25 protein-coding genes are annotated in these 23,373 nt (G+C 68.9%); 11 read left to right on the forward strand and 14 right to left on the reverse strand.

What is annotated here, in order from left to right:
• Nucleotides 1–23: 23 nt before the first annotated feature.
• Nucleotides 24–1,241, reverse strand: a complete 1,218-nt coding sequence (locus tag AB0M65_RS29905; protein WP_364034808.1) for an alpha/beta hydrolase-fold protein — start codon at nt 1,239–1,241, stop codon at nt 24–26.
• Between the two features lie 135 nt (nt 1,242–1,376).
• Nucleotides 1,377–2,324, reverse strand: a complete 948-nt coding sequence (locus AB0M65_RS29910) for an alpha/beta hydrolase (protein ID WP_364034811.1) — start codon at nt 2,322–2,324, stop codon at nt 1,377–1,379.
• 157 nt (nt 2,325–2,481) lie between these two features.
• Between AB0M65_RS29910 and AB0M65_RS29915 the strand changes: the two genes are divergently transcribed.
• From AB0M65_RS29915 to AB0M65_RS29935, 5 genes are all read left to right on the forward strand, one after another.
• On the forward strand, nt 2,482–2,949 hold the full coding sequence (locus AB0M65_RS29915; protein WP_364034814.1) for a MarR family transcriptional regulator: 468 nt from the start codon (nt 2,482–2,484) through the stop codon (nt 2,947–2,949).
• Nucleotides 2,950–2,976: 27 nt separating this feature from the next.
• Nucleotides 2,977–3,831 carry an SAM-dependent methyltransferase gene (locus AB0M65_RS29920; RefSeq protein WP_364034817.1) on the forward strand — a complete coding sequence of 285 codons (855 nt, stop codon included), beginning with the start codon at nt 2,977–2,979 and terminating at the stop codon, nt 3,829–3,831.
• 131 nt (nt 3,832–3,962) lie between these two features.
• Nucleotides 3,963–4,499, forward strand: coding sequence for a PadR family transcriptional regulator (locus tag AB0M65_RS29925; protein WP_364034820.1), 537 nt, complete (start codon nt 3,963–3,965; stop codon nt 4,497–4,499).
• Nucleotides 4,500–4,509: 10 nt separating this feature from the next.
• On the forward strand, nt 4,510–6,528 hold the full coding sequence (locus AB0M65_RS29930; RefSeq protein ID WP_364034823.1) for an NADPH-dependent 2,4-dienoyl-CoA reductase: 2,019 nt from the start codon (nt 4,510–4,512) through the stop codon (nt 6,526–6,528).
• A gap of 48 nt (nt 6,529–6,576) precedes the next feature.
• A complete protein-coding gene (locus AB0M65_RS29935; protein WP_364034874.1) occupies nt 6,577–7,530 on the forward strand; it encodes a prephenate dehydrogenase in 954 nt (317 codons plus the stop codon).
• A 69-nt stretch (nt 7,531–7,599) separates the two neighbouring features.
• Here the strand turns inward: AB0M65_RS29935 and AB0M65_RS29940 are convergent, their stop codons facing one another.
• The 3 genes from AB0M65_RS29940 to AB0M65_RS29950 all read right to left on the reverse strand — a co-directional run bounded on the left by AB0M65_RS29940 (nt 7,600) and on the right by AB0M65_RS29950 (nt 9,442).
• Nucleotides 7,600–7,872 (reverse strand): antitoxin, encoded by a 273-nt coding sequence (locus AB0M65_RS29940; protein WP_364034826.1) that lies wholly within the window; start codon nt 7,870–7,872, stop codon nt 7,600–7,602.
• Nucleotides 7,873–7,935: 63 nt separating this feature from the next.
• Entirely contained in the window at nt 7,936–8,868 is a 933-nt protein-coding gene (locus AB0M65_RS29945; protein WP_364034829.1) for a TauD/TfdA family dioxygenase, read from the reverse strand.
• A gap of 235 nt (nt 8,869–9,103) precedes the next feature.
• The gene (locus AB0M65_RS29950) at nt 9,104–9,442 is read right to left on the reverse strand and encodes a hypothetical protein (RefSeq protein ID WP_364034832.1); all 339 of its coding nucleotides are present in this window, start codon (nt 9,440–9,442) and stop codon (nt 9,104–9,106) included.
• Nucleotides 9,443–9,605: 163 nt separating this feature from the next.
• Between AB0M65_RS29950 and AB0M65_RS29955 the strand changes: the two genes are divergently transcribed.
• The gene (locus tag AB0M65_RS29955; RefSeq protein ID WP_364034835.1) at nt 9,606–9,974 is read left to right on the forward strand and encodes a ClpX C4-type zinc finger protein; all 369 of its coding nucleotides are present in this window, start codon (nt 9,606–9,608) and stop codon (nt 9,972–9,974) included.
• A 48-nt stretch (nt 9,975–10,022) separates the two neighbouring features.
• On the opposite strand, the gene AB0M65_RS29960 is transcribed toward AB0M65_RS29955, so the two are convergent.
• Entirely contained in the window at nt 10,023–10,199 is a 177-nt protein-coding gene (locus AB0M65_RS29960; protein WP_364034880.1) for a hypothetical protein, read from the reverse strand.
• 60 nt (nt 10,200–10,259) lie between these two features.
• On the opposite strand from AB0M65_RS29960, the gene AB0M65_RS29965 reads away from it, so the two are divergent.
• Nucleotides 10,260–10,877 carry an AAA family ATPase gene (locus AB0M65_RS29965; RefSeq protein WP_364034838.1) on the forward strand — a complete coding sequence of 206 codons (618 nt, stop codon included), beginning with the start codon at nt 10,260–10,262 and terminating at the stop codon, nt 10,875–10,877.
• 3 nt (nt 10,878–10,880) lie between these two features.
• Here AB0M65_RS29965 and AB0M65_RS29970 read toward each other — a convergent pair whose 3' ends face one another.
• A complete protein-coding gene (locus AB0M65_RS29970) occupies nt 10,881–12,848 on the reverse strand; it encodes an FUSC family protein (protein ID WP_364034841.1) in 1,968 nt (655 codons plus the stop codon).
• A gap of 49 nt (nt 12,849–12,897) precedes the next feature.
• On the opposite strand from AB0M65_RS29970, the gene AB0M65_RS29975 reads away from it, so the two are divergent.
• Nucleotides 12,898–13,338, forward strand: a complete 441-nt coding sequence (locus AB0M65_RS29975) for an SRPBCC family protein (protein WP_364034844.1) — start codon at nt 12,898–12,900, stop codon at nt 13,336–13,338.
• Between the two features lie 277 nt (nt 13,339–13,615).
• Here the strand turns inward: AB0M65_RS29975 and AB0M65_RS29980 are convergent, their stop codons facing one another.
• The 6 genes from AB0M65_RS29980 to AB0M65_RS30005 all read right to left on the reverse strand — a co-directional run bounded on the left by AB0M65_RS29980 (nt 13,616) and on the right by AB0M65_RS30005 (nt 19,460).
• Nucleotides 13,616–16,099 (reverse strand): CHAT domain-containing protein, encoded by a 2,484-nt coding sequence (locus AB0M65_RS29980; RefSeq protein WP_364034877.1) that lies wholly within the window; start codon nt 16,097–16,099, stop codon nt 13,616–13,618.
• Nucleotides 16,100–16,261: 162 nt separating this feature from the next.
• Complete coding sequence (locus tag AB0M65_RS29985) at nt 16,262–16,741, reverse strand: carboxypeptidase regulatory-like domain-containing protein (RefSeq protein ID WP_364034847.1); 480 nt, start codon at nt 16,739–16,741, stop codon at nt 16,262–16,264.
• Nucleotides 16,738–17,343 (reverse strand): sigma-70 family RNA polymerase sigma factor, encoded by a 606-nt coding sequence (locus AB0M65_RS29990; RefSeq protein ID WP_364034850.1) that lies wholly within the window; start codon nt 17,341–17,343, stop codon nt 16,738–16,740. Before AB0M65_RS29990 ends, AB0M65_RS29985 begins: the two co-directional genes overlap by 4 nt.
• Nucleotides 17,344–17,683: 340 nt before the next feature.
• Entirely contained in the window at nt 17,684–17,854 is a 171-nt protein-coding gene (locus tag AB0M65_RS29995; protein ID WP_364034853.1) for a hypothetical protein, read from the reverse strand.
• 116 nt (nt 17,855–17,970) lie between these two features.
• The gene (locus AB0M65_RS30000) at nt 17,971–18,696 is read right to left on the reverse strand and encodes an SGNH/GDSL hydrolase family protein (RefSeq protein ID WP_364034856.1); all 726 of its coding nucleotides are present in this window, start codon (nt 18,694–18,696) and stop codon (nt 17,971–17,973) included.
• Nucleotides 18,697–18,827: 131 nt separating this feature from the next.
• Nucleotides 18,828–19,460, reverse strand: coding sequence for an NAD(P)H-binding protein (locus AB0M65_RS30005; protein WP_364034859.1), 633 nt, complete (start codon nt 19,458–19,460; stop codon nt 18,828–18,830).
• A 96-nt stretch (nt 19,461–19,556) separates the two neighbouring features.
• Here AB0M65_RS30005 and AB0M65_RS30010 point away from each other — a divergent pair, with 96 nt between their 5' ends.
• Nucleotides 19,557–20,141, forward strand: a complete 585-nt coding sequence (locus AB0M65_RS30010; RefSeq protein WP_364034862.1) for a TetR/AcrR family transcriptional regulator — start codon at nt 19,557–19,559, stop codon at nt 20,139–20,141.
• Nucleotide 20,142: 1 nt separating this feature from the next.
• Here AB0M65_RS30010 and AB0M65_RS30015 read toward each other — a convergent pair whose 3' ends face one another.
• Nucleotides 20,143–20,643, reverse strand: coding sequence for a MarR family transcriptional regulator (locus AB0M65_RS30015; RefSeq protein WP_364034865.1), 501 nt, complete (start codon nt 20,641–20,643; stop codon nt 20,143–20,145).
• A gap of 94 nt (nt 20,644–20,737) precedes the next feature.
• Here AB0M65_RS30015 and AB0M65_RS30020 point away from each other — a divergent pair, with 94 nt between their 5' ends.
• Both AB0M65_RS30020 and AB0M65_RS30025 read left to right on the forward strand, forming a co-directional pair.
• The gene (locus tag AB0M65_RS30020) at nt 20,738–21,634 is read left to right on the forward strand and encodes an ABC transporter ATP-binding protein (protein WP_364034868.1); all 897 of its coding nucleotides are present in this window, start codon (nt 20,738–20,740) and stop codon (nt 21,632–21,634) included.
• The gene (locus AB0M65_RS30025; protein WP_364034871.1) at nt 21,631–23,274 is read left to right on the forward strand and encodes an ABC transporter permease; all 1,644 of its coding nucleotides are present in this window, start codon (nt 21,631–21,633) and stop codon (nt 23,272–23,274) included. The genes AB0M65_RS30020 and AB0M65_RS30025 overlap by 4 nt, the downstream gene beginning before the upstream one ends.
• Nucleotides 23,275–23,373 lie beyond the last annotated feature (99 nt).

Raw genomic sequence — 23,373 nt, forward strand, 5'->3', positions numbered from 1 at the left:
CCAACACCGGCGCGAAGGGCGCACTACTCGACGACGTCGACCAGTGCGCCCTTCGCGCCGGTGTTGGGCAGCGGCCAGGGGCTGACCCCGCCCTTGGTGACGATCTTCTTGTCCTGCGGCAGGGACGGCGGCACGGTCCGCGCGCCGATCCACGCCAAGACGTCGGGAATCTGTGCCTTGAAGGTGTTCATGTTGTGCCCGGCGTCCGGGATGCGCCATGACGACAGCGTCGCGGGGGCGCGGATGGCGGTCTGGAGCTGGTCGATCGAGAAGCTCTCGAAGTTTTCCTTCTCCCCGGCGATCGCGAGGATGTCGACCGGCATCGGATGCCGTTGCAGGTTCAGCGTGATCGTGTTCGCGTCGACGATGTCCTGCCTGCCCTTGAACAGGTTCTCGGTTTCCGCGTCCACCGAAGCCTTGTAGTAACCGCTGATACTGGCCGCCTGGCCGTACCACTGCGGATGCCGGGTCACCAGGTTCATCGCGCAGTATCCGCCCGAAGACCAGCCGGCCATGGTCCAGGCCTTCCGCTGCGGGCTGGCGCCGAGTTTGTCGATCGCCCAGTCGCGGATGTCGGCGGTCAGGTAGGTGTCGTTGGCGGTGCCGTTGACCTCGTCGATGCACTCGGTGTCGTGGCCGACCTTCGGTTTCCCGGTCGGGTCCGGGATGATCACCAGTGTCGGCGGGAGCGTGTGTTTCGCGATGGCCGCGTCGAGTTTGGCAGGCAGCTCGTAAGGCCCGGTGGCCACTTCGGGGCCCGACGGGTAGTTCGGGATCCATTCGATGACCGGGAACTTGAGCGTCCGGTACGCGGGATCGTAGTACTGGGGCGGGAAGTAGACCGAGACGTCGCGGGTGAGGCCGGTGCGCTTGCCGGTCACCGTCATATGCACGACGGAGCCCTTGCCCTCCTTGGCCCGCATCGCCCCGGCGTCACGCAGCTTGTCGAGGTCCGAGCCGTTCTCCCCGGCGACGGCGTTGACGTTGTCCCCGGAGTACACGCCGGTGCCGAACAACGTGCCGACCGTCGGGAAGAACCCGCCGATCATGTTCCCGCCCATACCGGTGCTGACCACGATCAGCACCACCGCGACGAGGATCGTCGAAGAACGACCGAACACCTTGCGGCGCCAGCGTTCCCAGAAGAACGGCACCGCGATGATCGCGAGCAGCGTCAGCACCACGACGATGATGAGGTTCAGCGGCGAATCCAGCCGGATGGCACTCAGTCCCAGCCCCATGGCGATCGTGTCCCTCCCCGGCCGGAGCGCGTCCTCGCGACGCGGTCCCACATCTGGATCAAGAGACGTGCGACCACGGATAAGTGTTGTCCAGGGTGACGCGCGTCACCCTGGACAAAACGTGACCTACGCTACTCAGCCTTCGAGAGCGGTGCGCAGGACCCCGATCGCCTGCTTGATCGCGGCGTCCGCGGCGTGGGTCTCACGCAGCGCGTTCAGCATCACGAAGTCGTGGATGACGCCCTGGTAGCGCACCGCCGTCACCGGCACTCCGGCCTGGCGCAGCTTCGCCGCGTACGCCTCGCCTTCGTCGCGCAGGACGTCGGCCTCACCGGTGATGACCAGCGCCGGAGGCAGCCCTGCCAGCTCGTCGAGGCTCGCCCGCAGCGGCGAGACGGTGCTCTCGGCGCGCTGCGCGGGATCGGTCGTGTACTGGTCCCAGAACCACTTCATCCCGTCGAGGGCGAGGAAGTAGCCGTCGGCGAACTTCCGGTACGACTCGGTGTCGAAGTTCGCGTCGGTGACCGGGTAGAAGAGGACCTGTTGCCGGAAGGTGACGTCGCCGCGCCGCTTCGCCAGGAGGGTGAGCGCGGCGGTCATGTTCCCCCCGACGGAGTCACCCGCGATGGCGATCTTCGTGCTGTCGAGGCCGTTCTCGGCGCCGTGCTCGGCGACCCACTTCGCCACGGCGTAGCTCTGCTCGATGGCGACCGGGTAACGCACCTCGGGCGAACGGTCGTATTCGGGGAAGACGACGGCCGCGCCGGTGCCGACGGCCAGTTCGCGGACCAGGCGCTCGTGGGTGTGGAAATTCCCGAAGACCCAGCCGGCGCCGTGGATGTAGACGATCACCGGCAGCGGGCCGGTCGCGCCCTCCGGCCGGACGATGCGGACCTCGACGCCGTCGACGTGCGTGGTCTCGACGTCCGCGGCGGGCAGTACGACGTCGCCGCCCTGGACCTCGTCGACGGCCTTGCGCCCTTCTTCTGGCGGCAACTGAAAGAGGAACGGCGGGTTGGCGGTGGCCTCCGCGAACGCCTGCGCGGCCGGCTCGAGGGCGAGGTTGTGCGGGTTGGCGGTCATTTCTGCCTCCTGGATTCTAAGTCGACCAGCTAAAGGTAGCTCGCAACTAAGTTGTGCACAACTAAAACGTGCTCAAGGAGATTTGCCCCACTCAAGTGGCGCGATGAGGCATCATCGACACAGCATTGGGCGTTGGGGGCGAGTGAAGGAGGGGCGCATGCCATCGAACGAAGGGCCGTCTCGGCGGCTGGACGATCAGGTGTGCTTCGGGCTGTACGCGGCGTCTCGGGCCGTGACCGCGCTTTACCGGGTGGTGCTCGACGACTTGGGCCTGACCTATCCGCAGTACCTGGTGATGCTCGCACTTTGGGAGGAGGACGAGCGGCTGGTCAAGGAACTCGGCACCCTGCTGAACCTCGACTCGGGCACGCTTTCGCCGCTGCTCAAGCGGCTGGAGAAGGCCGGACTGGTCCGCCGTGACCGGCGGGCCGACGATGAACGGTCCGTTCGCGTCAGCCTCACCGAGGACGGCGTCAAGCTCAAGGAACGCGCGAGCGGGATCCCGACGATCATCGGCGACGCCATGGGTCTCGACGAGGCCGGGCTCGCCCGCACCCGCGCGGAACTCGATCGGCTGACCGAATCCGTGAACGCCTACCGCGAGGCCTACGTTCCCGCCGGTTAGCATGGGATTACCGGTGCGGACAAAGGGATGACGATGATCGATCACGACGCGGCGCTCAAGGCCGTCGAGAGCAGCTTGGACCGGCCGTCCGCGGCACGCGTCTACGACTACTTCATCGGCGGCGACACCCACTACGCCATCGATCGCGAGTTCGCCGAGAAGGTGCGCAAACGCCTGCCGCTGATGGGCGACTACTGCCTGACCAGCAGGCAGTTCCTCGGCCGCGCCGTGCGGCACTGCGCGGAACTGGGCATCCGGCAGTTCGTCGACATCGGCTCCGGCCTGCCGACAGCGGGCAACGTGCACGAGGTCGCCGACGAGGCACGGCCGGAGGAGGACACGCACGTCCTCTACATCGACAACGAGCCGATCGCGCTCGCGCATTCGACGTTGCTGCTCGCCGACACGGCCGACCCGGACCGCCACCACGCGATCGCCGCGGATCTGTTCGACCCCGAGGACCTCTGGGACCGGGTGATCGACGCCGGCATCATCGACGTGGAGCAGCCGATCGCGCTGGTGATCAACGCGGTCATGCACTTCATCAAGGACGAGCAGGACCCGGATGCGCTGCTGAGCTACTACCGCGACCGGCTCGCGCCGGGATCGCTGCTGGTGCTCTCGCAGATGACCAACGAGAATCCGGCCAACGACGAGGAACGCCAGGCGCTGCTCGACATCCTCGAGTACTACGAGACCACCACGAACCCCGGTTTCCTGCGCACGATGGACGAGTTCAAGCGGTTCTTCGGCGGCTGGCCACTGCTGGAGCCGGGCCTGGTCTACGCGCCCGCTTGGCATCCGGACGAGAATTCGGTCTTCTCCGGGGCTCCCTCGGAATCCCGCGTGATCGGCGGAATCGCCCGCAAACCCGCGCGGTAGCTCTCATCTCCGCGTGAAGGCCCCCTTCCCTCGGCTGGTCACTCAAAACCATGGCCGCGTGAAGGGGGCCTTCACGCGCTTGTGACGGGTGTCTCCTTGCTCTGCAACTAGGTGCATATGAAACTAGGTGCATGGCACTGGAGCACGCGATCCTGGTTTCACTGTCCGAGCGGTCCGGCTCGGGCTACGAGCTGGCGCGCCGCTTCGAGAAGTCCATCGGGCTGTGGTGGAGCGCCACCCACCAGCAGATCTACCGCGTCCTCAAGCGAATGGAGGACGCCGGCTGGGTCGCCGTCGACCACGTCGCGCAGTCCGGGAAGCCGGACAAGAAGGTCTACACCGTCGGCGACACCGGCCGGGCCGAACTGGCCCGCTGGCTCGCCGAGCCCGATCCCGCCGCCACCGCCAGGGAACTCGCCGTGAAGATCCGCGGCGCGACACTCGGCGAACCCGGCGCCGTCGCCGCCGAAGTCACCCGGCACCGCGACGCGCATGCGGCACGACTCGACGCCTACCTGCTGATCGAGAAGCACGACTTCCCCGACCCCAGCGTCCTCAGTGGACAGTCATTGCATCAGTTCCTCGTGCTGCGCGGGGGAATCCGAACCGAACAGGGCCACGTCGAGTGGCTCGAGGAAGTCCTCCAGGCATTCCACCACGATGCGTAAGGACCCGGCGATGAGCCAGTACCCGAATCTGCTGTCCCCACTCGATCTCGGCTTCACCACCCTGCGCAACCGGGTGATCATGGGCTCGATGCATACCGGCCTTGAAGACAAGGAAGCACATTTCCCGCGGCTGGCCGAATATTACGCCGAACGCGCCCGAGGTGGCGTCGGGCTGATCGTCACCGGCGGGTTCGCCCCGAACCGGACCGGCTGGCTGCTTCCGCTCGCTTCGAAACTGTCGACGCGCGCGGAAGCCAAGGCACACAAGAAACTCACCGATCCCGTGCATGAGGCGGGCGGCAAGATCGCACTGCAGATCCTGCACGCGGGCCGGTATTCCTACCATCCGCTGAGTGTTTCGGCGTCGAGCCTCAAGGCGCCGATCAACCCGTTCAAACCACGCGCGCTTTCCGGGTACGGCGTGCTGCGGCAGATCCGCGCGTTCGCCGATTGCGCCTACCTTGCCAAGGAAGCCGGTTACGACGGCGTCGAGATCATGGGCTCCGAGGGCTACTTCATCAACCAGTTCCTCGCCGAGCGGACCAACAAACGCACCGACGAATGGGGCGGCAGCGCGGAAAACCGCCGGAGGATCGCCGTCGAGATCGTGCGCCGCACACGTGAAGCGGTCGGCGAGGACTTCATCATCATCTACCGGCTGTCCATGTTGGACCTCGTCGAAGGCGGCCAGCGCTGGGAAGACGTCGTCGCCTTGGCCAAGGAGGTCGAGGAGGCGGGCGCGACGATCATCAACACCGGCATCGGCTGGCATGAGGCCAGGGTGCCGACGATCGTGACGTCGGTGCCGCGGGCGGCGTTCACCTGGGTGACCGGGAAGCTCAAGCCGCAGGTCGGGATCCCGGTGGTCACCTCGAACCGGATCAACATGCCCGAGGTCGCCGAGGAGGCACTGGCCGGTGGCGACGCGGATCTGGTGTCGATGGCACGGCCGTTCCTCGCCGACCCGGAATGGATCCGCAAGGCCGAGACCGGGCGCGAGGACGAGATCAACACCTGTATCGCCTGCAACCAGGCCTGCCTCGATCACGCGTTCAAGCGGAAACCGGTGTCCTGCATGGTGAATCCGCGCGCGGGCCACGAGACCACCCTGACCTTGGCGCCGACGCGGAAGACCAAACGCGTCGCCGTCGTCGGCGCCGGTCCCGCCGGGCTCGCCGCCGCGACCAGCCTCGCCGAACGCGGTCACGCCGTCGAATTGTTCGAGGCCGACGACGAGATCGGCGGCCAGTTCGGCATCGCGCGGAAGATCCCCGGCAAGGAGGAGTTCGCGGAGACCATCCGGTACTACCAGCGACGGCTGGAGGTCACCGGCGTCAAGGTGCGCCTCGGCATCCGCGTGACCGCCGAAGACCTCGTCGGCGCCGGTTTCGACGAGGTCGTGCTGGCCACCGGCGTGACGCCGCGGATCCCGTCGCTGCCGGGGATCGGCCACGCCAAGGTTCTGTCCTATGTGGACGTCGTCAAGCACGGGAAACCGGTTGGCGGGAAGGTCGCCGTGATCGGCGCGGGCGGGATCGGCGTGGACGTCAGCGAGTTCCTGACACACACCACCTCCCCCGCGCTCGATCTGGACGCGTGGATGGCCGAATGGGGTGTCACCGATCCCGAGCACGCTCCGGGCGGGCTGACCGAGCGGAAGGTCGAGCCGTCACCCCGGCAGGTCTTCCTGCTGCAACGCAAGAAGTCCGGTATCGGCGCGGGACTGGGCAAGACCAGTGGCTGGGTGCATCGGGCGGCGTTGAAGGCCAAACGGGTCGAGCAGCTCACCGGGGTCACCTACGACCGGATCGACGACGACGGCCTGCACATCACCGTGGGTGACGAACCGCGCGTGCTCGACGTGGACACCGTCGTCGTCTGCGCCGGACAGGAGCCGGTGCGCGACCTCGCCGACGCGCTGCGTGCGACCGGGTTGCCGGTGCATCTGATCGGCGGTGCCGATGTCGCGGCGGAGCTGGACGCCAAACGGGCCATCGATCAGGGCACCCGCCTCGCCGCTGTTCTCTGACGAGTGGGCCGGTAGATGGCAGGATGAATACTTGTGCGAGACGTATGCGTGATCGGGCTCGGGTTGATCGGTGGTTCGCTGCTGCGCGCGGCGCGCTCGATCGGCCGCACCGCGTTCGGGGCGACGACCTCGGAGGCTGACGCGGACGCGGCCAGCAGAGCGGGGTTCGACGTGACCACGCAGGTCGAAGCGGCGCTGGGCAAGGCGGCGGAGCGGGACGCGATGATCGTGCTCGCGGTGCCGCTGCCCGCGGTCGAAGACGTGCTGCGGACGGTCTCGCGGATCGCCGGGCACTGCGTGCTCACCGACGTCGCCAGCGTGAAGGGCCCGGTGCTGGACGCCGTCCGGCGGCGCGCGCCGTACGCGAAGTTCGTCGGCGGGCATCCGATGGCCGGGACCGCGGGATCCGGCTGGAAGGCGAGTGAGCCGGCGCTGTTCGGCGGTGCCGCGTGGGTGCTGGGCGTCGAGCAGGACACCGATCTGACCGCGTGGGCGGAGGTGGCCCAGCTGGTGCTGGACGTCGGCGCGCATGTCGTGCCGCTGCCCGCGGACTCGCATGACGAGACGGTCGCGCGGATCTCGCATCTGCCGCATATCTTCGCGGCCATCCTGGCCACGATCGGCGCACAGGGTGGTCCGCTGGCGATGTCGCTGGCCGCCGGTTCCTACACGGACGGCACGCGGGTGGCCGCGTCGAGCCCGGCGCTGGTGCGGGCGATGACCGAGGGCAACCGGGACGCGCTGCTGCCGATCGTCGACGAAGCACTCGGGCGGCTGGGTGCCGCGCGGGGTTCGCTGGCGTCGACGGGTGGGCTCGCGGTGACGGTCAACGCGGGCCACGAAGGCGCGCAAGCGTTTGCGGCCAGTAAGGACGCGGACCGCGCTGGGGTGCGGATCCGCCTGACCGCGCCGGACGCGCGGGACGGCCTCATCGCACTCGGCGAACGCGGCGGCCGGATCACGACGATCGACGGCGACACCGCGCTCGGCGAGGTCTCCTGACGCGTTTCGTCCTCTGGTTGCGGTAGTTGCGTGTGCAAGTACCGCAACTAGAGGACTAAACGCGAGGGGTTACTGGCCCTGGGGCGGCTGCTGACCCGGCTGTTGCCGGCCCTGGGGCGGGTTGTCCTGGGGCTGGGTGTCTTGGGGCTGGGTGTCCGGGGTGTCATCGAACTTGTTGATGAAGCCCTTCGCCTTTTCGACCCCGGAGTCGATCTGGGAACCATGCCCGAACTTCGACTTGGCGAAGTCCGCCGCCTTGTCCAGGCCGCCTTCGATCTTGTCGTTGTGCTCGCGCAGAGCGTCGGTGGCCTTGTTCTTCAATTCATCGAAGTTGATGCCCATGACCTCATCGTCACACAGGTACCGGGCAACCCGCGCGGACGATCACCCTTCGCGGGGACGGGCTCAGAACGGCCGGTCACCCGCGATGGCGACACGTTCGGCCACCCGGGCGTGCGGGTGGTAGTCGTTGACGGCGTAATGCTGGGTGGCGCGGTTGTCCCAGAAGGCCACCGAGCCGGGCCGCCAGGCGAAGCGCACCTGGAACTCGGGGATGTGCGCGCGGCTGAAGAGGTACCTCAGGAGCCTGTCGCTCTCTTCGCGCTCGACGCCGACGATGTGGGTCGTGAAGGCTTGGTTCACGAAAAGCGTGCGTCGTCCGGTCTCCGGATGGGTGCGGACGACCGGATGCTCGACCGGCGGGAAGGCGTCCTGGTGCCGGAGCAGATGCCCGGGGTCGGAGAACCGGTCGAAACCGGGGATGAAGTCGTGGACCGCGGTCAGCCCGTCGACGCGGACGCGGATGTCTTCCGGCAGGTTGTCGTAGGCGGCGGCCATATCGGCCCAGATCGTGTCGCCGCCGACCGGCGGGACCTCGATCAGCCGCAGGACCGAGCCGAGCGCCGGCGCGGGCCGGAACGTGACGTCGACATGCCAGATGTTCTCGAACGCGGGCATGGTCGCCGACCGGGTGAACCGGGTGATGTCCTCGGTATCACCCTGGGGAATGAACGGGTTCGTCTCCAGATCACCCCAGTGGGCGGCGAACGCGCGCTGATGCGCCGAAGTGATGCGCTGGTCGCGGAAGAACAGCACCTTCCACTCCAGCAGTGCGCGGTTCAGCTCCGCGTGGAGTGCCGGTGTCAGAGGTTCGGCGAGGTCGACGCCGCTGATCTCCGCGCCGATCACGCGTCCCAGCGGACGCGGCGCGAAAAGCTCGTAAGGACGTTCCTCGACGCCTTCCGGCAGGCGCCGGAGCACCCGTGGCCCTTCGAGGATCCCGCCGTCGGGGACGGTCGCCGGGCGGAGGAGGACGCGGTCGGGCAGTTCGACGGACATACTGGGCTCCTGGGGTTGCCGATTTCCGGGATGGCGAAAACAGGCCACCTTCACGGATGGCCTCGCGGGGAAACGGGTTACGCGGGCGGCGAGCCCAGCCGTCCGCGGCGCAGGAGCAGAGCGGCGACGCCTTCGCCTGCCGAACGGGTCGGCGCGGACTCCCAGGTGACGGACACCCGGCCATGGTGGGCCCGTTTTGGCGTGCGGTCAACACCGTCCACGGGACGGGACGGTGTCATCGGCGCCGCTCATACGGGAAGCTCCCCGACCAGGCGTTCCGTTCTTCGCGCGGCCGCAGCGCTTCGGCCAGCACCCATTGCGAATGCGTCGTGCCGCCCCGGCCGACCGGGCCGAGCTGGAAGGTCACCCAGCCGACCCAGTGCGCCGTCGTCGTCGCCCGCCACATCCCCAGCAGTCCGGGGACGGTGGCTGTCAGGTCCAGGCCGTCGGGCAGGCGGGTCTTCACCGCGCCGACCGGGTACACCAGCTTGAGATCGACCCAAACGGGCTGGTGGGGCCGGATCATATGGAGGTGACGCGGCCCCGGCGGCATCGTGTCACCAGTGTCGAGCATGGCCCGATTATGCGTCACTTTTTCGAACATTAGTTCGAGATCATCCTCACCCTCCCCCGTCCGGGTGGTCTCTCGGGGGCGCGCCCATTGTGCACCCCCCTTGTCAGGGCTACCCTGACGCTTGTCAGGAACAGCCTGACACGATGTAAGGAGAGGTGCGGTCATGTCCTCCACCGCGGAACAGTCGGTCATCGCGGCGTGCTCGTTCTGCCTCAAACCCAATACCGAGGTCAGCACCCTGGTCGCGGGCCCGGGAGTGTTCATCTGCACGGGCTGCGTAGTGCTGTGCCAGCGGATCGTCGAGACCAAGGCGGGATCGGTTCCCCAGCTTGGCCCGTGGGAGCACGTGCATGAGCTTGAGGACGTGCTGGCGGCTCTGCCGCGAGTCGCCAAGACGTCGGTCCAGGTGGAGGAAACCCTCGCCTGCTGGGTTCGGCGTGGCCGGGAACTGGGCGCCAGCTGGGCTCGGATCGGTGAGGCCCTCGGCATGACCCGTCAATCGGCGTGGGAGCGATTCTCCGGCGAGGAATAACGTCGCCGTACCGTAGAGCGGCCGTTCGCCAGTGGCCGGATCGCGTGCTCAGTCACCATGGCCACTGAGCGCGTGTCTCCATGCCCGGTCGAACTCGCCGACGGCGATTCGAGACGCCATGAACTCCTGCCGCGCATTGATCTCGGCAAGCGGTGGGACGCTGAGGATCTCCACTGGTTCCTCGGCGAACCCGTGCGACCACGCGACCCGCAAGTACCACATCACCGCGTCTCTCCCGCCTGCGCCGATCCCGCTCTTCGCTGGGTCATGGCTAAGGTCGGGATCATGCTCGTCTGGATCAACGGCCCGTTCGGCGGTGGCAAGACGCAGACCGCGCACGAGCTGCGGCGTCGTCTCCCCGGAAGCGTTCTCAGCGATCCCGAGTTCGCCGGATTCGGCCTGCACCGGATGCTGCCGCCGCGGCTGCGTGGTGACTTCCAGGATCTGCCCGGTTGGCGCCAGTCCGTTATCGAAATGCTCGACCTGCTGCTGTGCGAGCAGGACGGCGTGGTGGTCGTGCCGATGACCTTGGTGGAGCCGAAGTACTTCGAGGAGATCATCGGTGGTCTACGGGATCGCGGGCACGACGTCCGTCACTTCGCGCTGCTGGCCGAACGGGAGACCGTGCTGCGGCGGCTGAGTGAACGCGGCATCGTCCACTCTGTACGCGGTGTGCCGCCGAAGCGCGAGAGTTTCGCGGTGTCGAAACTCGACCTCTGCCTGGAACGGCTGAACGGCGCGGAGTTCGGCGAGCACATTCAGACCGACCGGCTCACCGTCGCCCAGGTCGCCGATCGGGTCGCCGCGTCGGCGGGGCTGTCGCTGGAACCGAATACGGACAGTGCGCTGCGGGGCTTCGTCCGTCGCAAGTGGACGAGCGTGAAGCACATCCGGTTCGGCTGAGCCTCAGGCGCGGCGCTGGTAGGGCAGGAACCGCCGGACCAGCCGCAGCGGCGCGCGTTCGACGAGGTCGGGACCGCGCACGGCGTCGAAGGCCGCGCCGATCTGGTCGACCACGCCGGACAGCTGCTCGTTGCCGGGCATCGGCATCTCCGCCGGGTCCCGTTCCTCGCGGACGGCGGCCGCGAGTTCGGCGAGCGCGGCCGTCAGCAGGGCGATGTCGGCGTCGGACGGTGCCGGTGCGCCGCGGCCGAGGGTGACGCCGACCTCGGTGACGGCGTCCGCGACGCGTTCGAGTCCGGCGATCACCGGCCACCAGGCGACGGCCTGCCGCCCGGCGGCGGAGGGTTCGACGACGACCTGCTGGAAGGCTGTCCGGAGGTCGGCGAGTGCGCGGTAGGCGCGGCGGCGGGCGCGTGAGCGGACCAGTCGTGCTTCACCCGAAGGCGCGAGCACGAGTCCTTTGTCGACGTAGTCCACCAGGTTGTCGAGGCTGTCGGCGAGCCGTCCGCCGACCTGCGGGCGACGGCTGCCCGGCCAGAGCAGGTAGCCGAAGAGCAGGACGATCGCGCAGCCCAGCACGGTGTCGACGAGCCGTGCGAGCACGATGTCCCAGCTTCCGGTGCTGGCGAGGTCCATCTGCAGGATGATCAGCGGCGTCACGAAGGCGCTGAGGATGCCGTAGTTGCGGACCTTGCCGACCGCGACGCCACCCGCGAACACGGCGATCAGCAGCACCAGCAGCCAGCCTTCGCCGCCGGCGGCGAGCACGGCCGCGCCGATGCCGACGCCGATCACCGTGCCGATCCCGCGCAGCACCGCGCGGCCGAATACCGAGCCGAAGTCCGGTTTGAGGACGATGCCGACGGTGAGCGTGATCCAGTAGGAGCGTTCGAACGGGACCACCAGCGCGACGACCTCGGCGATCGCGACGCACAGGGTGAGCCGGAGTGCGGCGAACCAGGTGAGCGGGCCGGAGATGAGCGAGCCCACCCAGGTGCGGAGCCGTTTGTGCCACGGCTGGACCTCGCGCCGTTTCCGGTCGTCGCCCTTGCCGATCCGGGCGAGTCCGGCGTAGAGCGCGGCCAGGACGGCGTCGATGTCGTCTTCCGGCCGTTCCGGCGGTTCCGGGAGCGGCTGGTTCGCGAGCACGGCGGCCGACGTCGCGATGAAGTGGTCGATCACGTCGGCCGGGGCGCGGCGGCCGGCGTTGACCATCGCGACCGACGCCTCGACGGCCGGGGTGCTGGCGGACAGGAGGTTGAGCAGCTGGCGGTAGGTGGCGTCGCGGCCCGAAAGCCAGGATCGCGCGGTGAGCAGCCGGTCGTACGCGGTGTTCATCGCGGTCGTGAGCTGGTGGCGCGCGACACGTGAGGTGGCTTCGTCGGTCGCCGAGAGCATCGCGGCGAGTTCGACGTAGACATGCGCGACGGCGCCGCGTTCGGGGCTGGTGGCGCGGAAGGTCCAGGTGGCGAGCGCGACGAGCAGGCCCCAGGCGGCGCCGGCGCAGAAGTAGCCGAGGAGGAGTTCGACGCGCAGGCCGGTGACGTGCTGGCCCGTGCCGAGGACGCAGAAGACGAACATCTGCAGCCCGGCGACCGACGCGTTGCTGCCCGCGGCGCTGATCAACGCGGACACCGCCGCGACCCCGACGACGACCGGGATGGACGCGGCCGGGATGCCGCCGGTGATCAGCCCGGCGAAGTAGCCGACGGCGGCCGCCGCGGTGGCGCCGCCGAGCCGCCGGGCACGGTAGCGGTACGGGCCGGCGGATTCGGAGAGGACGGTGGGGAGCGCGCCGGTGGAGATGAGCGCGCCGACGCCGATGTCGCCGAGCGCGTAGCCGACGGCCAGCGGTACGGCCAGCGCGAGGACGGCGCGGCCGACCATGTTCCACGGGATGGGAACCGGCGTGCTGCGGAGCAGCTGCACCAGCCAATGCGGTGCGGCGATCTCGCGGCGCGTCGTACTCACGTCCCTATCTTGACTTATCCCTCACGGCCGGAGCGGTTATCGTCGCCACATGGGCAAGACGTACTCCTTCGAGATCAACCGGACGAGCAGCGCCTCGCCCGCTTCCCTGTTCGCGCTGGAGGCCGACGGTTCTCGCTGGTCGGAATGGGCGAAACCGCTGGTGTTCCACTCGCGCTGGGCGCGGGAACCGGGTGCGGACGCGGTGGGCGCCGTCCGCGCCGTGGGCCTGTGGCCGGTGTACCTCCACGAAGAGACGCTGGAGTACGAACAGGACCGAAAGCACGTCTACGGCTTCGCGGGCCTCAAGCTTCTGAAGGACTACCGCGCGGAAGTCTCCTTCACGCCGAACGCGTCCGGTGGCACGGATCTGCGCTGGACCGGCCGGTTCTCCGAACCACTCCCCGGCACCGGTGCCGCCGTCCGCACCGCCCTGCGTTCCGTGATCTCCATCCTGGCCACGCGCCTCGTGAAACACGCTGAACGCCCCTGACCCCCATCCCCCACCGCTCCCAGGGGGGCGTCCCCGAGTCCAGTCTACCGGGGGTGGGCGGGGGGAAGGGCTGGGCAGCCGAGTTGTCCACAGGTGACGGTGATTGTGGACAACTCCTGTGGATGTCGGGGCCGCGGTGTGTCATAAGGGGTCCCCATGGGACGAAATTCGTCCTATGGGGACCCCTTATGACATCCCTAGGCCAGAGTGAGCCGCCCCGAAGGCACGCAACCCCGGAAGGCACGCAACCCCGAAAGCCCGCGGGGCTCCCGAAAGGTCAGCCCGCGCCCAGGCACAGGAAGGGGCGCCGCAGCGGGTCGGCGGCGGTCGCCTCGGCGAGTGCCAAAGCGGGCGCGGTCCCGGAAGCGAGCCGACGGTGCAGATCGGACATCGCGTCGGCGGCGGCCTTGTCGCCGACCCGGGCGATCGCGCCGATGACCGTCCGCGAGCCGCTCGCGAGCAGGGTCCCGGCGAAACCGAGCGCCTCCTCGCCTGGCCGGATGTGGCTCATCGCGAGTTCGCAAGCGGCCAGCACGACCCGCTCCGGCGGATGCGCGAGCCGCGCGGTTTCGTGTGCGTACAACGGACCGCCGACCAGTTCGAGCCGCGAGAACAACGCGTTCGCCGGTTCGTGTGCGCCGTGTGCGACCAGGTGCGCCATTCCGGAACCGTCCAAAGCGGACAGTACGGCTTCGCTCGTCGCGTCCTTACCGTCGACGAGCAGGGCCTGCGGGTACACCGCCCGCAGGTTCCGCACCTCACCGACCGAACCCGGCACCCCTGGCCCGCCGGCGAGCAGGACGGGCCCCACGCTCCGGCGGCCGGACGCGGTCACCCACGCGGTCGCCGACGGCGCGATCGACACCGGATGCCCGTGCAGCGACGGCAAAGCGCCCCAAGGGAGTGCGTACAGCGAGCCGATCGGGACGATGATCAGCTCGCGGTTCTCCAGTGTCTTCGCCAGCGACGCGGAGATCAGTTTGTCCAGTTTGTCCGCCCGGCGCCGGGCGGAGCCGGTGACCACCTCGACCAGTGGCGCGGGCAGGTTGTCCGGGGCCAGCGCGTCCAGGTCCGCGTGCAGTTGCCTCGCGGTCTCGACGATCTCCGCGAGCGGCCCCAGTTTCAGCAGCCGGAACCGGCCGTGGTCGACAACCACCGCGTACAACGTGTCGCGGTAGCCCATCAGGCTGACCAGCACCCGATCCCCGAGTTGCTCGACCACCTCTTCGGGTGACGAGACCGGCCTCGGACGACCCCATTGGCTGGTGTACCAGCCGAGCCGGGTCGCTTCCTGCTGCAGACGGTCATAGCGCTCTTCGAGTTTCCCGACCGGTTCGCCAGACAGCCGCCGTGCCTGGATCGTCCCCTGCACATGCCGCATTTCGTTGATATGCCGGGCGAGCGCGGGATCCTCGATGAGCGGGAGCGGCTCGTAGCGGTACACCTGCGCGCGCGTGCGTTCCAGCCACGCGAACAGGCTCTTCGCCCCGGCCCCGCTGCGCCTTGCCTTCTTGAGCACCAGCGTCAACGCGAGTTTGCCCAGTTCTTCGCCGTGTGCCGCGGTTCCGCAGACGAGGTCGAGCCCACCCATGCGGTCGCGGATCTGCCCGAGTTCCGCCAGCCCGGCCCGCGCCTGGGCGAGCGCCGATCGCGGCCGGTGCGACGCCACCGCGAGTTCGGCCCGGCACAGCCGCAGCAGCATCCGGTGGTCGATCGGCGTGGTCTGCCGCGGTTTCGGTACCTGCGCCAGGAGTTCCTGCGCGGCGGCCGTCTCGTCACGACGGATCAGCAGCCGCACCGCGAACATCCTGGCCGCGCCCGCTTCGTCGCGGAGATCGAGTTCGGCCAGCCGGATCGCGAGATCGGCCAGTTGTTCGGGTAGTTTCCCGGACGGCCGCTTCTCCCTGTCCGCCAAGACTTTCACCGCGTCCGCGCGCAGCCGGGTCAGCGCGGCGATCTCCGCCCAGCGCCCCTTGCCGCGACGCCGGAAACTGCGCCGCGCGGAGGTCGCGAGCTTCTTCGCCAGCGCGTAGTCGCGCTCAAGGATGGCGGCGCCGGCCCTGGCGACCTCCGCTTCGGCGACGAGGTGGACGGCGCCGTTGCGCTGGAATTCCGGGATCGCGTCGTCGAGGTGCCGCGCCGCTTCTTCGGCGAGTCCCGCGGTGAGCAGGGCCTTCGCCTGGTCGAGCCGGACGAGCGGCAGCGAACCGGAACCGTCGGTCACGAAGATCGCGGCCGCCTGTTCGTAGTGCCGCAGTGCTTCCGGGATGTCGCCGAGCAGCTGGGCGTGATCACCGAGGTTGTGCCGGATCTTCCCTTCCAGCCGCCGGTATCCGTGCTCGACGGCCAGGTCCAGCGCGCGGACGAGGTCCTGGTACGCGGCGTCCGGGTTGTTCATCTGCAGATGCAGCCACGCGAGGTTCACCAGCGACCGCGTCAGCACCAGGCTGTGCTTCGCGCCCTCGGCGGCCAGCCCCGGCAGGAACGCGTTGTTGAGCGCGAGCGATTCCTCCAGCCGTCCGGCGCGCATCAGCACGACGGCACGCTGGAGCCCGACGACGAACCGGAGTTCGTGCCGGACGTCGCCGTCCGGCAGCAGCAGGCGGATGCGTTCCGCCTCGTCCAGCCGGGCGAGACCGTCCTCTTGGGACGCGATCTCCGCTTCCGCCGCCGCCAGGCTGATCAGGATCCGGACCCGGACCTCCAGCCGCGCGACCAGTTCCTCGTCCACCGGCCCCAGCAGCCCGAGTGCTCGCCGCATGAGGCGGATCGGCCTGCTGAGGCCATGATCCGCGGCGGCGGCCTTCGCCAGGGCATGGAGTTCGGCCGCCTCTTCGGCTACGGGATCGACGACAGGAGGAGACGGCGCGGGCACACGCACTATGGGAGCACACCCACGCCGCATAACGGAACAGCCGTCCGGTTAGAGCACCACTGTCGGGGTCACCACGGTCCTCCGGCACGTCACGTCACCGAGGTGGATCACGATCTGGGTCGTCCCCTGTGGAACGTTGTCCAGTACGAACCGGCCACCTTCGTCGGCGGTGGTGGAACTCGTCCCGTGTTCGGCGACACGGACCTCCACCCCGTATTCGCCGGCGGGTACGAGCCAGCCGTCGATCCGGTGCTTCTTGCCGATCTTGGTCAGGTTGATCATCACCGTCAGATCGCTGACGGTGAAGGTGATCGTGCCGGTGTCGCTGCCGCGGACACCCGCGGTCGCGTTCATCCGTTCCCAGCGCGCGACCTCGACGTCGAGGTTTTCGAGCGCGAGCGCGAACTGAACCCGCTGCACCAGATCTCCCGGTGGCGGGTCCAATTCGTCCATGAAACGTCCGATATCGGCTAACAAGGCCTCATCGCCCGGGGAGGTCATCTCCCCCGGCGTCCCGAGGTCGTTCATCGGCTTCCCCCTTCGTGGGCCAGCAGGTCGCGCATCGATTCGAGGCAACGGCCCCTGGTCGGTCCGACACTTCCGCGCGGCATGCGGAGTGCTTCGGCGACCAGTTGGTATTCCGCCCGCCCGGCGAGCACGGTCAGCCGAAGGAGCTGCTGACAGCGGTGCGGCAGACGGAGGAAGGCGCGCCAGACCCGGCGATCACGGTCGGCGCGGACGGCTTCCTCTTCGGGTGCCGGGTGGGTGCTTTCCATGCTTTCGGCCAGCTCGTCGGTCAGCGGGACGGGCTGAGCGCGGCGGCCGAAGGGGTGCTGCGCCTCGCGTCTGGCCGTGGTGATCAACCACGCGGCGAGCGCCTTGGGGTCACGGAGTTTCTCGAGCTGGCTGAACAGGGCGAGCCATACCGTCTGGACTACGTCCTCGGCGGTCAGGCGATCGAGCCCGTTCGCACGCGCGACATGCCACACGAGCGGGGTCAGCTCGTGCACAAGCCTGTCCATCGCCTGGCGGTCACCGGCCCGCGCCGCTCGCATGCAGGCGGCATGCAGGTCGGCACCGGTCAGGCCTTCCCATGGCGGGTCTACCTCGGTCGTTTGCACGTCGGTCACCGTATCTGCCCCACTTCGGACGTGTCTTCGTGTCGGCGCTGGCAGTATCGCGGGCCCTTCGGGGAGAAGGAGCGTGCAGGAGGCTCTGGGATACATCAAATCGCTAACTTTTTGTCGAATCCGGAAATCCCTGTCGGTCGAACGGGGGATCGAGCAAGGCACCGGCCGGCGCGAGTAGGTGTGGACTGCGCACCGGCCGGCCCTTTTTCCCTCCCCCCGGGCCCGCTCCCCAACGGGCCCGCGTCCGGGTGTCCCCCTCCCCCGAGGGAGCACCCGGAGGTGATACCCGGAGGCCCCCTCGGCTTCCGGATATCACCCGTCTGTGCTTATCGAAGCTGTGTCAGTTCACCGTCGGCTTGGTGCCGTGCGGTTCCCAGTTGCCGTCCGGTGCCGCCCCGGGGCGGGGCGGGACCGGGGCCGTGACCGGGCCCGGCTTCGGAGTGGTTTCTTCGAGGTCCTCAGTGGCCGTGGCCTCGTCGTCGACGGGCGCGGTGTTGGTCTCGGTCGTCATCGGGTGTCCCTCATTTCCTCGACTGCTCCATAGGACGCAACGAGGCTGCCACCAGATACACGCAGAGCCAGCTTTTTCGGAGAAATTTCTCGTTTTGTGGCAGTCGGGTGACCTGATCAGCGGTTTTCAGCCGAAAGGGTGTCACTGAGTAGTTGACGGCTCACGTCCGCGAGTTGCTCGGCCCAGCGCCGGTAGCCCTCGGGGCCGGGGTGGAAGCGGTCCTCGGCGAAGGTCGAGGGGTCCAGCATCGCGGCCGGCATCGGGACGTGGACGACGCCGGGCAGAAGCCCCAGCCGGGCGGCTGCCGCGTCGAGGGCCACCGACCGCGCGCCGAGGACGTCCCGCAGCGGCCGCGGCAGCGCGGGGAACCGGCCCATCGGCGGCACCCCGGCCAGGACGACGGGGATCCGGCCGGCGCGGCGGCGCAGGGAGACGATCAGGTCGAGCAGGTCCCGCCGGTACCGCGCGGCCGAACGCAGTTCGATCGTGTCGTTGACGCCGAGCGCGATCACCGCGAGGTCGGCGGGGTCGAGCAGCGGCAGCAGGTCCTCGCGCGCCACCCGGGCGTTGGCCCCGGTGCGGCCGATGGCTTGCCAGGCGACGGCGCGGCCGTCCCGCGCGAGTTCGCGGGCGAGCCGTCCGGTCAGCGCCTCGGCGTGCGTCGCGGCTCCGACGCCGTCCACAGTGGACTCGCCGAGTACCGCGAGCCGCAGCGGACGCCCTTCGCCCGCCACGAGGCCGGTCACCGGACCCGCCGCGCCGGGCAACCTGGGTGTCGTGCGGCGCACCCGGACCGCCTGCGCGAGCAGGATCGGGGCGAGCGCCACCGCACGACTGATCACTTCCGGGACCCTACTGCCGCGTTTAGTCCTCTGGTGGCGATCGTTGCGTACGCGACAACCGCGAGTAGAGGACTGGTTGCGGTAGTTGCGTGTGCATGGATCGCCACTAGAGGACTAAACGCGGCGGGGACTCAGCCTTGGGCGATCGAGACGGTCTGGCGGATGAGCGTGTCGTCCAAGGCCGCCCGCAGCAGGTAATCGGCGACGTCGGCGCGGTTGATGCTGAAGCTCCCGCGGACGTTGCCGTCCGTGCGGGCGGCGATCGCGCCGGTTTGCGGGCCGTTCAGCAGCCGCGGTGGGCGCACGATCGTCCAGTCGAGTTCGCTCGCGGTCACGACCCGCTCGGCGGCGACCATGTCGTGGAAGTTGTTCTTGAGGACCTGCCCCAGGATCGGCTTGACGAGGTTCCTGGTGAAGAAGCCGTCCCCGTCGACGAACGGGCCGCTGGCGGTCACCACGAGCAGCCGCCGGACACCCGACGAACGCAGTGCAGCGAGGGCGGCGTGTGCCCCCTCGGTGACGACGGTCGTCGGCTTCCGGTCGGGGGCGCCGAGTGCCGAGATCACCGCGTCGCGTCCGGCGACGGCCTCGGTCAGCGCGCCGTGCTCGGACAGTCCGGCGACGACGATCTCCAGCAACGCGCCCTCGACGGTCAGCCGGGACGGGTCGCGGACGACCGCCGTGACGTGGTGGCCCGCGGCGAGGGCCTGCTTGACGACCTCGGTGCCGATGCCACCGGTCGCCCCCAAAACGGTGAGCTTCATGGTCACGCCTTTCTGGTTAGTGAACACTCACCCACTATGGTGAGTGTTCACTAACCGGTTGTCGAGCGAACGCTGAGAAGCCCTCAGGGAGTGAAGATGGGAAGCCGCGAGGAGATCGTCGCCGCGGCGGCGAAGGTGATGCGCGAGCAGGGCTACGCGCACGCCACCACGAAGGCGATCGCGAAGGCGGCCGGTTACTCCGAGGCCTTGCTGTACAAGCACTTCAAGGACAAGACCGAGATCTTCCTGAGCGTGCTGACCGAACGGCTTCCCGCGCTCGGGTCCACCTTGGACGAGCTGATGGGGACCGCGTCGGCGACACCGCTCGCGGCGAATCTCGCCCGGCTGGCGCGGATCACGCTGTCGTTCTACCTGGAGAGCTTCCCGATCGCGGTGTCGCTGTTCTCGTCGCGGGAGCTGCTCGCGACCCATCGGGAGCAGGTGGCGGGCAGGCAACGCGGGCCGGACGTCCCGCTCGCACGCGTCACCGAGTATCTGGGCGAAGAGGCCCGGCTCGGCCGGATCCGCGAGGGCGCCGATCTGGAGGCGGCGGCGTCCCTGCTGCTCGGGGCGTGTTTCCAGTACGCGTTCCTGACGTCCTTCGAAGACCGCGAACCGGCGGCGGAAGAACTGGACGACTGGGCGGAGCGGCTCGCGGCGACACTGGCGCGGGCGCTCTGAGCTACTTGCCCTTCGCGGCCCGCATCTCGTGCCACTTGGCGTACATGACGTTGAGTTCCTGGATCATGAAGCTCAGGAAGTCCCGCATCTCGGCGACCCGCTCGCCGGCCGGCGTCTCCGCCCCGAGTGCTTCGACGCCCTCGTCGGCGGCGTCGCGCCACAGGGTGATCATGCGGTCGCGTTTCATAAAGGTGGCGTACCAGAGGTCGTCGAAGAGCCGGTAGTGGTCGCGGCGCGAGCCCGGCTCGCGTTCCTTGGCGACCAGGCCGATCTGCTCCAGCCACCGCACGGCTCCCGAGATCGCCGCGGGACTCACCGAAAGCTGTTCGGCCAGTTCGGCCGCGGTCAACCGGCCGGCGTCGGTGGTCATCAACGCGGCGAACACCCTGGCTGGCATGCGCTGCATCCCGATCTGGGAGAGCGTGATGCCCAGGTGTTCCACGTAACGGCGGACGGCGTCCTCGTCTCTCTGGGTGCTCGAAGCACTCTCAGGCGTCGTCATGGGCACATCCTCTCGTACAACCCCCAGAGCGATCACACCGTCCATACGTTTTCTTAACTTCACAACTTCGTGAAATCACTGTACCTTCAGACACATGGAAAACGCCATCTCCATCTCCGGCCTCCACAAATCCTTCGGCCGGACCAAGGCTCTCGACGGCCTTGATCTACGGGTACCCGTTGGGGAGGTGCACGGTTTCCTCGGCCCGAACGGCGCGGGGAAGTCGACCACCGTCCGGGTCCTGCTCGGCTTGCTCCACGCGGACTCGGGGGACGTCCGCCTGCTCGGCGGCGACCCCTGGAAGGACGCGGCGAGCCTCCACCGGCGCCTCGCCTACGTCCCCGGCGACGTCAGCCTCTGGCCCAACCTCTCCGGCGGCGAGGTCATCGATCTGCTGGGGCGGCTGCGGGGCGGGCTCGACCAGAGCCGCCGCAAGGACCTCATCGAACGCTTCGACCTCGACCCCAAGAAGAAGGGCCGCACCTACTCCAAGGGCAACCGGCAGAAGGTCGCCATCGTGGCCGCCCTGGCCTCGCACGTCGACCTGCTGATCCTCGACGAGCCGACCTCCGGCCTCGACCCGCTGATGGAGGCCACCTTCCAGTACGCGATCCAGGAGGAGCGCGAACAGGGCCGCACGGTGCTGCTTTCGAGTCATATCCTGGCCGAGGTCGAAGCGCTCTGCGACAAGGTCAGCATCATCCGCGACGGCCATACGGTGGAAACCGGCACGCTGGCCGAACTGCGGCACCTCACTAGGACGTCGATCTCCGCCGAACTCGACGGCCCGCCGAACGGGCTGGCGAAACTGGAGAACATCCACGACCTCAAGATCGAGGGGAACCGGGTCCGCTTCGACGTCGAGACCCGTTCGCTCGACGAGGCTCTGCGGCGGCTCACCCAGGTCGGCGTCCGCAGCCTGACCAGCCAGCCGCCGACGCTGGAAGAACTGTTCCTCCGCCACTACGCAGGCGAAGCGAGCGCGAAATGACCGCGACGCTGAACCGCCCCGCGCATGCCGCCGTCGCCGAACCGGCGCACGGGCTCGTCGGTACCTGGCAGCTGACCAGGCTCGCGCTGCGACGGGACCGGATCATCCTGCCGATCTGGGTCATCCTGCTCGGGATCATGCCTTCGACGTCTTCTGGCACGTACGAAACGCTGTACCCGACGGCCGCCGAACGGACCGGGCTCACCGCGGGGATGGGCGCGAACCCGTCGCTGTCCCTGATCTACGGCCCGGCCTTCGACCTCTCGACCGCGGGCGGGTTCACCGCGTGGCGGCTCGGCGGTTTCCTCGCGTTGGTCATCGGGCTGATGGCTGTCTTCACCGTCACCCGGCACACCCGCGCCGAGGAGGACAGCGGCCGCGCGGAGCTGCTGGCGTCCGCGGTGGTCGGCCGGTACGCGTTGCTGACCGCGGCCGTACTCGTGTCCGCCGGGACGAGTGTCCTCATCGGACTCATCGAGACCGTGCTGATGATCGGCGCGAAACTGCCTGCCGGGGGCGCGATCGCGCTCGGTGCCGTCACCGCGGCGACCGGGCTGGTCTTCACCGCGATCGCCGCGGTCGCCGTCCAGGTGGCCGGGTATTCGCGGACGGCCAACGGGATCGGCGCCACCGCCGTCGGTGTCGCGTTCCTGCTGCGCGCGGTCGGCGATTCGACGTCGGACGCGCGGTGGGTCTCGTGGCTGTCCCCGATCGGCTGGGCGCAACGGCTGCGCCCGTTCGCCGACGAGCGCTGGTGGGTGTTCCTGCTGCCGTTGGCCGCGACCGTGGTCGTCGGCGCCGTCGGTTACGCGCTGATCCCTCGGCGCGACATCGGGACCGGCCTCATCCCGCCGCGTCCGGGACCCGCCGAAGCCGCGTCTTCGCTGCGCGGCCCGTTCGCGCTGGCGTGGCGGCTGCACCGGGGCCCGGTGATCGGCTGGCTGATCGGCGTGGCGGTCTGTGCCGCGGTGTTCGGCTCGGTCGCGAGCGGGATCGGTGACGTCGTCGGGGGAAGCGAGCAGGCGAAGGAGATCTTCCAGCGCCTCGGCGGCACGGACGCGTTGATCGACGCCTTCATGGCGGCGATGGCCGGCATGTTCGCGATGGTCGTCGCGCTCTACGGGGTGCAGGCCGCGCTGCGGATCCGCGCCGAGGAGACGGCGATCCGCGTCGAGCCGCTGCTCGCGACGGGCGTCGGCAGGCTGCGGCTGCTGGGAAGCCATCTGGTGTTCGCGTTCGGCGGCACGGCGCTGATGATGGTCGTCAGCGGTGTCCTCTTAGGACTGTCGAACGGGTTGCGGGGCGAGGACGTCGGCGGCTCGATCGGCGACATGACGGTCGCTTCGCTCGCTCAACTCCCTGCGGTGTGGGTGATCGTCGGTCTCACCGTCGCGGTTTTCGGCCTGGCGCCGAAGTTTTCGTCGGCGGCGTGGGCGATTGCCGGGCTGGCGTTGCTGCTCAGCCTGTTCGGCCCGGTGCTGAACCTGCCCGAGGTGCTCCTGGACGCCTCGCCGTTCTCGCACGTGCCGAAACTGCCCGCCGCGGAGTTCACCGTGACGCCACTGCTCTGGCTGACCGGGGTGGCTGTGGTCGCGCTGGTGGCGGGGCTCGCCGGCTGGCGCCGCCGCGACGTCGGCTAGGGCGCCCGCCGCGTGGTGCGAAGGGCACTTTCGCAACGTTGCGAAAGTGCCCTTCGCGACCCCCGCGGGGGGGGGCTGCGTCAATCGCGGCGGGGTCAC

Origin of the sequence: Amycolatopsis sp. NPDC051071, from assembly GCF_040682875.1 — a bacterium.
Lineage (GTDB): Bacteria > Actinomycetota > Actinomycetes > Mycobacteriales > Pseudonocardiaceae > Amycolatopsis.